7 protein-coding genes and 1 pseudogene are annotated in these 7,215 nt (G+C 71.4%); 4 read left to right on the top strand and 4 right to left on the bottom strand.

From position 1 onward, the window contains the following. Together groL and ACFWY5_RS55220 are read left to right on the top strand one after the other, a co-directional pair. Positions 1–1,281 (top strand): chaperonin GroEL (gene groL / locus ACFWY5_RS55225; RefSeq protein WP_379639972.1); only part of this gene is annotated, 1,281 nt, incomplete at its 5' end. A 101-nt stretch (positions 1,282–1,382) separates the two neighbouring features. Continuing rightward, positions 1,383–1,848 (top strand): annotated as a pseudogene (locus ACFWY5_RS55220) (hypothetical protein). A 14-nt stretch (positions 1,849–1,862) separates the two neighbouring features. Here the strand turns inward: ACFWY5_RS55220 and ACFWY5_RS55215 are convergent. Continuing rightward, the gene (locus ACFWY5_RS55215; RefSeq protein ID WP_379639971.1) at positions 1,863–2,222 is read right to left on the bottom strand and encodes a hypothetical protein; all 360 of its coding nucleotides are present in this window, start codon (positions 2,220–2,222) and stop codon (positions 1,863–1,865) included. A 57-nt stretch (positions 2,223–2,279) separates the two neighbouring features. On the opposite strand from ACFWY5_RS55215, the gene ACFWY5_RS55210 reads away from it, so the two are divergent. Beyond that, the gene (locus ACFWY5_RS55210) at positions 2,280–2,651 is read left to right on the top strand and encodes a helix-turn-helix transcriptional regulator (RefSeq protein WP_379639970.1); all 372 of its coding nucleotides are present in this window, start codon (positions 2,280–2,282) and stop codon (positions 2,649–2,651) included. On the opposite strand, the gene ACFWY5_RS55205 is transcribed toward ACFWY5_RS55210, so the two are convergent. Together ACFWY5_RS55205 and ACFWY5_RS55200 are read right to left on the bottom strand one after the other, a co-directional pair. Beyond that, positions 2,638–3,063, bottom strand: a complete 426-nt coding sequence (locus tag ACFWY5_RS55205) for a GNAT family N-acetyltransferase (protein ID WP_379639969.1) — start codon at positions 3,061–3,063, stop codon at positions 2,638–2,640. The genes ACFWY5_RS55210 and ACFWY5_RS55205 overlap by 14 nt on opposite strands. Positions 3,064–3,077: 14 nt before the next feature. Next, positions 3,078–3,677, bottom strand: a complete 600-nt coding sequence (locus tag ACFWY5_RS55200; RefSeq protein ID WP_379639968.1) for a TetR/AcrR family transcriptional regulator — start codon at positions 3,675–3,677, stop codon at positions 3,078–3,080. 23 nt (positions 3,678–3,700) lie between these two features. Between ACFWY5_RS55200 and ACFWY5_RS55195 the strand changes: the two genes are divergently transcribed. After that, entirely contained in the window at positions 3,701–5,077 is a 1,377-nt protein-coding gene (locus ACFWY5_RS55195) for a flavin monoamine oxidase family protein (protein ID WP_379639967.1), read from the top strand. A 32-nt stretch (positions 5,078–5,109) separates the two neighbouring features. Here ACFWY5_RS55195 and ACFWY5_RS55190 read toward each other — a convergent pair whose 3' ends face one another. Further along, positions 5,110–7,125 (bottom strand): HelD family protein, encoded by a 2,016-nt coding sequence (locus ACFWY5_RS55190; protein ID WP_379639965.1) that lies wholly within the window; start codon positions 7,123–7,125, stop codon positions 5,110–5,112. Positions 7,126–7,215 lie beyond the last annotated feature (90 nt).

Here is a 7,215-nt window from a genome sequence, read left to right as displayed (position 1 = left end):
AAGAAGGGTATCGAGGCGGCGGTCGAGCGGGTCAGCGAGGAGCTGTCCAAGCTGGCCAAGGATGTGGAGACGAAGGAGCAGATCGCTTCGACGGCTTCCATTTCGGCCGCGGACACCGAGATCGGCGCGCTCATCGCTGAGGCGATGGACAAGGTCGGCAAGGAAGGTGTCATCACGGTCGAGGAGAGCAACACCTTCGGCCTGGAGCTTGAGCTCACCGAGGGCATGCGCTTCGACAAGGGCATGACGTCGATGTACTTCGTGACGGACCCCGACCGCATGGAGGCCGTCCTCGAGGACCCGTACATCCTCATCGTCAACAGCAAGGTCTCCGCCAACAAGGACCTGCTGCCCCTGCTCGACAAGGTCGTGCAGGCCGGCAAGCCGCTGCTGATCATCGCTGAGGACATCGAGGGCGAGGCCCTGGCCACGCTCGTCGTCAACAAGATCCGTGGCCTGTTCAAGTCCGTCGCCGTCAAGGCTCCGGGTTTCGGTGACCGGCGCAAGGCCATGCTCGGTGACATCGCCACCCTGACCGGTGGCCAGGTCATCGCCGAGGAGGTCGGCCTCAAGCTGGAGTCCGCGACTCTCGACCTGCTGGGCCGCGCCCGTAAGGTCGTGGTGACCAAGGACGAGACCACGATCGTGGACGGCGCCGGTGACGCCGACCAGATCGCCGGGCGGGTCAACGAGATTCGGGCGGAGATCGACCGTACCGATTCCGACTACGACCGGGAGAAGCTGCAGGAGCGGCTGGCCAAGCTGGCCGGTGGCGTGGCGGTCATCAAGGCCGGTGCGGCGACCGAGGTCGAGCTGAAGGAGCGCAAGCACCGGATCGAGGACGCCGTGCGTAACGCGAAGGCGGCCGTCGAGGAGGGCATCGTGCCCGGCGGTGGTGTGGCGCTGCTGCAGGCCGGTACCAAGGCGTTCGACAAGCTGGAGCTGTCGGGCGATGAGGCGACCGGCGCGGCGATCGTGAAGAAGGCGCTGGAGGAGCCGCTGAAGCAGATCGCGGTCAACGCCGGTCTCGAAGGCGGCGTCGTGGTCGAGCGCGTGCGCAACCTCACCCCGGGTGAGGGCCTGAACGCGGCGACCGGCGAGTACGTCAACATGTTCGACGCGGGCATCCTCGACCCGGCCAAGGTCACCCGCTCGGCGCTGCAGAACGCCGCCTCCATCGCGGCGCTGTTCCTGACCACCGAGGCCGTCATCGCCGAGAAGCCGGAGAAGACCCCGGCTGCCCCGGCTGGTGGCATGCCCGGTGGCGACATGGACTTCTAAGTCCAGCCATTTCGCAAAGAGGGCGTCTCCCGGTTCGGGGGCGCCCTTTTCGCGTACACCCACGGCAATTGCCGTACGAGGAGCTACAACTGGAGGTGATGATGATCCGTATCGCTGTCTCCGGGCATCGCGGCCTGCCAGCCGGCACGGCGTCCCTCGTCGACGACGCTCTGCGCGGGACGCTGGCCGGGCACTCGCCCCGGGTCGTCGGGCTGTCGTGCCTGGCCGACGGGGCGGATCAGATCTTCGCCCGCGCGGTGCTGGATCTCGGGGGCAGTCTGGAGGCGGTGGTCCCGGCGGACCGGTACCGCGACAGCCTGCCCGGCGAGGTCCGTGCGGCCTATGACGAGTTGCTGGGCCGGGCGGTCACGGTCCATCGGCTGGCCCACGTCCGAGTCGCACATGGTGGCGAGCATCCGCATGCTCGACGGCGCCGACGTGCTTCTCGCCGTCTGGGACGGCCTGCCGGCCCGGGGTTACGGCGGCACGGCCGACGTGGTGGCGGAGGCGAGGCGGCGCGGGGTGCCGGTTCAGGTGATCTGGCCAGAGGGCGCGCGCCGGGACTGACGAATCGGGCGGGGTCACGGGCCGAGGGGCGTCAGCGTGGCGATCTTCCATCGGGACCCGGTGTCGATGAGCTGGTACATCAGCCGCTCCCTGGCTCCGTTGCCGTGGTGCCAGGTGACGTCCGCCCAGATGCTGTGGGCGGTCTCGGCGACCACCGTGATGTTCGTGGTGGTGTCCTCGACGCCGTCGTACTGGCTCCAGGCTCCGGCGAAGAACTCCTCGGTCTGCTTGGCGTCCGACACGGCGACGGACTGTCCGGGGAACAGGATCAGGGCGGGCACCGCGTACATGCCGGCCACGGCCTTCTCGTCCCTGGCGAGCAACGCGCGGGAGTATCGGTGGAAGAAGTCGAGCACGAGGTCGTTGTCGGTCATGGGATTCACGCTAATCACCAACCCAGACAGGCCTGTGTCGTGGTTACGCTCTTCTCCATGACGTCCGCGGCCTCACGTGACAACCATCTGACGGTACGCCGCGTCGAGCGCCAGCAACACCTCATCGAACGGCTCCACGCCGGCGCGGACCGGGTCACCCTGGGAACGCTCGCCCACGACTTCGGCGTATCGGAGCGCACCATCGCCCGCGACATCGAGCGGCTGCGCCTGTCCGGGGTGCCGGTGGACGTCGCCCCGGGCCGTGGCGGAGGGGCCGTCATCGTGCGGCGTGCCGACATCCCGCCCATCGCCTTCGACCTGCGGGAGATCGCCGCGCTGATCTCCAGCCTGACCGCGCTCGGGCCGATGGCGAGCGAGTCCGCGGCGTCGGCGATGCGCAAGCTCACCACCGCGCTCACAGGTGTTTGATCCAGCGGCCCCATTCGGGCTGGCGGGTGTAGCCGGCGGCCGACCAGGCGTGGTGGGCGAGGGTGTTGTCGTGCAGGACCATGGCGTCGGCGCGGAAGGCGCCGAAGGCGGCGAAGCGGGTCTCGGCGGCGGCGAGCAGCGTGGTGCCGATGCCCTTGCGGCGGTACGACGGGTGCACGGCCAGCCGGTACAGGTGGGCCCGCCAGCCGTCCCACCCGGCGATGAGGGTGCCGACCAGCGTGCCGTCCAGCTCGGCCAGCAGCAGAGACTCGGGGTCGCGGGCGACCAGGGCTTCGACCTTGGCGGGGTCGTCGTGGCGGTCGGTGCCTTCCGCGGCCTCTGCCCAGAAGTCCAGGACGGCCTTGATGTCGGATTGAGCGCCGTTTCTTACTTTTACCCCGAATTCGGCCATGGTTCTGGAAGGTATCAGGCGCGCAGGCCCGACAGCAGGGTGGCCGCGATGGCGTCCGCCTCGGCGCGGGCGGCGGCGGGGTCGTCGGCCTCCGCGATGGCCAGAGCCAACTCGGTGATGGCGCCGAACAGGGCGCGGCCGAGCATCTCCACGGGGCGGCGGGTGAGGTAGCCCTCGTCCATCAGCGTGGTCAGCGCGTCGCGGAGCAGGCCGCCGAAGTGGCGTACGTCGAGTTCCTGCCAGCGTTCGTGGCCCAGGGCGATCGGGCCCTGCTTCAGCACGATCTCCCGGAACTCGGGCTGCCCGCAGGCGTCCAGGTAGGCGTCCAGCCCGGCTCGCGCGCGGGTGGCGGGGTCGCCGGCGGCGGCGGTCATCGCCGTGGTGACCGCGCGGGCGGCGGAGTCCTCCAGCTCTTCGAAGACGGCCTCGAACAGGCCCTGCTTGCCGTCGAAGTGGTGGTACAGGGCGCCGCGGGTCAGGCCCGCCTGGCGTACCAGCTCCTCTGCCGAGACGGCGGTGTAGCCGCGTTCGGCGAAGACGCGGCGACCGACGTCGATGAGCGCCTGGCGGGTGGTCTCCGCGTAGAGTTCGCGCCGGGTCTTGACGGGTGCCATGCGTCATGGATATCACATACAACATGAATGTCAGATACAGCGTGGATGTGGCTGTCGTCGGCGCGGGGCTGGCGGGGCTGGTGGCCGCGCGGGATCTGGTGCGCGCCGGGCACGACGTGGTGGTGCTGGAAGCGCGGGAGCGGGTCGGCGGGCGTACCCTCAACGGCGAACTGCCGGGCGGCGCGGCGATCGAGCTCGGCGGGCAGTGGGTCGGGCCAGGCCAGGATCGGGTGCTCGCGCTCATCGGCGAGCTCGGGCTGACCACGTTCCCCACCCATCACCAGGGCAGGCGGGTGGCCGAGCTGGTGGGGCGGCGGATGGAGTACACGGGGCGCGTTCCGCGGATCGGGACGCTGGCGCTGGCCGACCTCGGGCGGGCGCAGCTCGCGCTGGACCGGGCGGCCCGCCGTATCCCGCTGGAGGCGCCCTGGACGGCGCCCGGCGCCCGCGAGCTCGACGCGCAGACGTTCGCGGCCTGGATGCGCGCCCGCACCCGCACCAAGAGCGGCCGGGCGATGGTCAGGCTGGTGACCGAGGCGATCTTCTCGGCCGAGCCGGAGGAGATCTCGGCCCTGTGGGCGCTGTACTACTTCGGCTCGGGCGGCGGCTTCGACGCGCTGACCGAGGTCAGGGGCGGGGCGCAGCAGGACCGCGTCGCGGGCGGCTCGCAGCGCGTCGCGCTCGCCGTCGCCGCCGAACTCGGCGACCGGGTACGGCAGGCGGCACCCGTCACCGACATCACCTGGGACGACGACCAGGTCGTGCTCCGCACCCCGGGCACCGAGACCCGCGCCAGGCGCGCGATCGTCGCGGTGCCGCCGCCGCTGGCCGGCCGGATCAGGTACAGCCCCGGGCTGCCCGGCGACCGTGACCAGCTCACCCAGCGGATGCCGATGGGCCGGGTCATCAAGGTGCATCTGGTCTACGGGGCCCCGTTCTGGCGCGAGGACGGCTACTCCGGGGAGGCCAACAGTGACGTCCGCGCGCTGGGCACCGTCCTGGACAGCACCCCGCAGGGGGAAGGCGCTCCCGGGGTGCTCACGGGCTTCTTCGAGGGCGCGCACGCCGACGCGGTGGCCCGCCTGAGCGTCGCCGAGCGGCGCGGCCGGGCCGTGGACGACCTGACCGTCTACTTCGGCCCCGTGGCCCGTTACGCGATCGACTACATCGAGCTCGACTGGGCCGCGGAGGAGTGGAGCCGGGGGTGTTACGGCGCCTTCGCCGCGCCCGGGACGTTGACCAGGTTCGGCCCCGCCCTGCGCACGCCCGTGGGGCCGCTGCACTGGGCGGGGACCGAGACCGCCGTCCGCTGGGCGGGCTACATGGATGGTGCCGTCGAGTCGGGCCACCGGGCCGCGGCTGAGGTCGCCAAGGCCCTGGGCGACGACCAGATCGCCTGAGCGGCGGGCTGGATCTCTGGGCGGCGGTGGGGCTAGATCGCCAGAGCGGCGGGGAGCGGCTTGTCGTGCAGGACGGTCAGCGAGGTGACCGCGCGGGTGAGCACGACGTACAGGCGGGCCAGGCCCCTGGGCTCGGCGGCGACGATGTCCGCCGGCTCGACCACGATCACGTGGTCGTACTCCAGGCCCTTGGCCAGGGTCGCGGGGATGACGAGCAGCCGGTGTTCCTGGTCGGCGGCGTCGGGGTCGAGTACGGCGTGGGCGATGCCGTCCAGCGAACCGGAGACCCGCTCCACCAGCGCGTCCGGCACGATCACGCCGATCGAGCCCTCCCTGGACAGGGTCGCGCCGACCGTCTCGGCGAGGGCGGCGCCCGGCTGGACCGACAGGGAGCCGAGCCCGGGGCGCAGCGAGCGCGGCGGGGCAAGACCGGGGGCGACGGACGGCAGGAGGCGGGCGGCGTAGTCGAGCACCTCGCGCGGCACGCGGAAGCCGAGGGTCAGCTCGGTGACCTCGCCGGAGTCCTGGCCGAGGTGCCGGAGCACGGCTTCCCACGAGGTGGTGGACCAGGGCGTGGTGCCCTGCGCGAGGTCGCCCAGGACGGTGGCGGAGCCGTTGCGGCAGCGGCGGCCGAGGGCGCGCAGCTGCATCTCCGACAGGTCCTGCGCCTCGTCCACGACGAGGTGGCCGAGCGAGGAGGTGCGTTCGATGAGGTCGCCGAGCTCGTCGAGGAGCGCGGCGTCGGTCGCCGACCACTTCGCGGACTTCCATCCACGGTACGGCTTCCGCCAAAGCAGCATTTCCTGCTCGTCCGGCGAAATTTCGGACTTGGCGCATGCCTTGGCCAGGAACTCGGCGTCCGACAGCAGCCGGAACAGTACCTGGGCGGGCGTCACCTTGGGCCAGACCGCGTCCACGAGCTGCTTGACCGGCTTGGACCGCGCGACCGCGTCCTGCACCCGGTCGTCGGGGGAGTCGCCGCGCTGCTCCATGCGGACGAGCACCTGGTGGGCCAGGCGCTGCGCGAGCGCCGCCCGGCCGGGGCCGTAGCGGGTGGTGCCGCGCAGGGAGGCGACGATCTCGCGCACCTCGTAGTCGGCCACGCGGAAGCGGTGCACCCCGCGGGTGTAGACGAGGCCCTCCTCCGGCTTGCTGATGTGCAGCCAGAGCGCCCGCTCCAGCACCGCGGCCATCCGGGCGTCGCCCTTGATCGCGGCGACCTCCGGCTCCTCCGGGGTGTCGTAGGCGCCCAGCAGGTCGGCGACGGTGGTCTGGTCGACCTTGACCTCGCCGAGGGCGGGAAGGACGGAGGAGATGTAGGACAGGAACGCGCGGTTCGGCCCGACGATCATGACGCCGGAGCGGGCCAGCCGCTCGCGATGGGTGAACAGCAGGTAAGCTGCGCGGTGCAGGCCCACGGCGGTCTTCCCGGTGCCGGGCGCCCCCTGCACGCACACGGTCTGGGTCAGCGCGGCGCGGACGATCTCGTCCTGGTCCGGCTGGATGGTGGCGACGATGTCGCGCATCGGGCCGGTGCGCGGGCGCTCGATCTCGTCGGTGAGGATCTTCGAGGGGCCCAGGCTGCCGCCCTGGTCGAGCGGCTCGTCCTCGTAGGCGGTCAGCGCGCCGCCGTGGTAGCCGAAGCGGCGGCGCCGTACGACGTCCATGGGGTCTGTGGGGCTGGCCTGGTAGAACGGGCGCGAGACCGGAGCGCGCCAGTCGATCACCAGGGCGCGGCTGGCGCCGTCGTGGACATGCCTGCGGCCGACGTAGATGGTGCCGGGCAGATCGTCGCCCGCGCTTCGGTCGAGGCGGCCGAAGAACAACGGCGTGTCGGGATGGTCGGCGAGGGCCGCGACGCGCTGGTCGAGCAGCGACTGGAGGACCTGCTGCGAGACCCAGTCGCCGGCCGCTTCCGCCGACAGCGACTGCGCGTGCTCGCGCATCGCCTGCAGGGCCTTGCGGGATTCGGCCAGGTGGGACTGCTCGGCGGACAGCACGTCCGCTGGATCGTCGGATATGTCGGGTGCCAGCTGATGTGCGGGCATGCGAAAGCGCCCCCTGTCGGAGTGGTAACCGGTAGCGAATCGGCCAGTCTAATCGGGGAAGCGGGAGGCATCCAAAGCATTTACGCGGGG

Origin of the sequence: Nonomuraea sp. NPDC059007, assembly GCF_042740555.1 — a bacterium.
Classification (GTDB): Bacteria; Actinomycetota; Actinomycetes; order Streptosporangiales; family Streptosporangiaceae; genus Nonomuraea.
Note: the sequence above shows the minus strand (reverse complement) of the source record. Positions and strands in the feature narration are given on the sequence as shown.

Bases quoted from the DNA above. Each gene is read 5' to 3' on its own strand.
- ACFWY5_RS55215 (WP_379639971.1), bottom strand. From the start codon at position 2,222: ATGACCGACAACGACCTCGTGCTCGACTTCTTCCACCGATACTCCCGC.
- ACFWY5_RS55210 (WP_379639970.1), top strand. From the start codon at position 2,280: ATGACGTCCGCGGCCTCACGTGACAACCATCTGACGGTACGCCGCGTC.
- ACFWY5_RS55205 (WP_379639969.1), bottom strand. From the start codon at position 3,063: ATGGCCGAATTCGGGGTAAAAGTAAGAAACGGCGCTCAATCCGACATC.
- ACFWY5_RS55200 (WP_379639968.1), bottom strand. From the start codon at position 3,677: ATGGCACCCGTCAAGACCCGGCGCGAACTCTACGCGGAGACCACCCGC.
- ACFWY5_RS55195 (WP_379639967.1), top strand. From the start codon at position 3,701: ATGAATGTCAGATACAGCGTGGATGTGGCTGTCGTCGGCGCGGGGCTG.
- ACFWY5_RS55190 (WP_379639965.1), bottom strand. From the start codon at position 7,125: ATGCCCGCACATCAGCTGGCACCCGACATATCCGACGATCCAGCGGAC.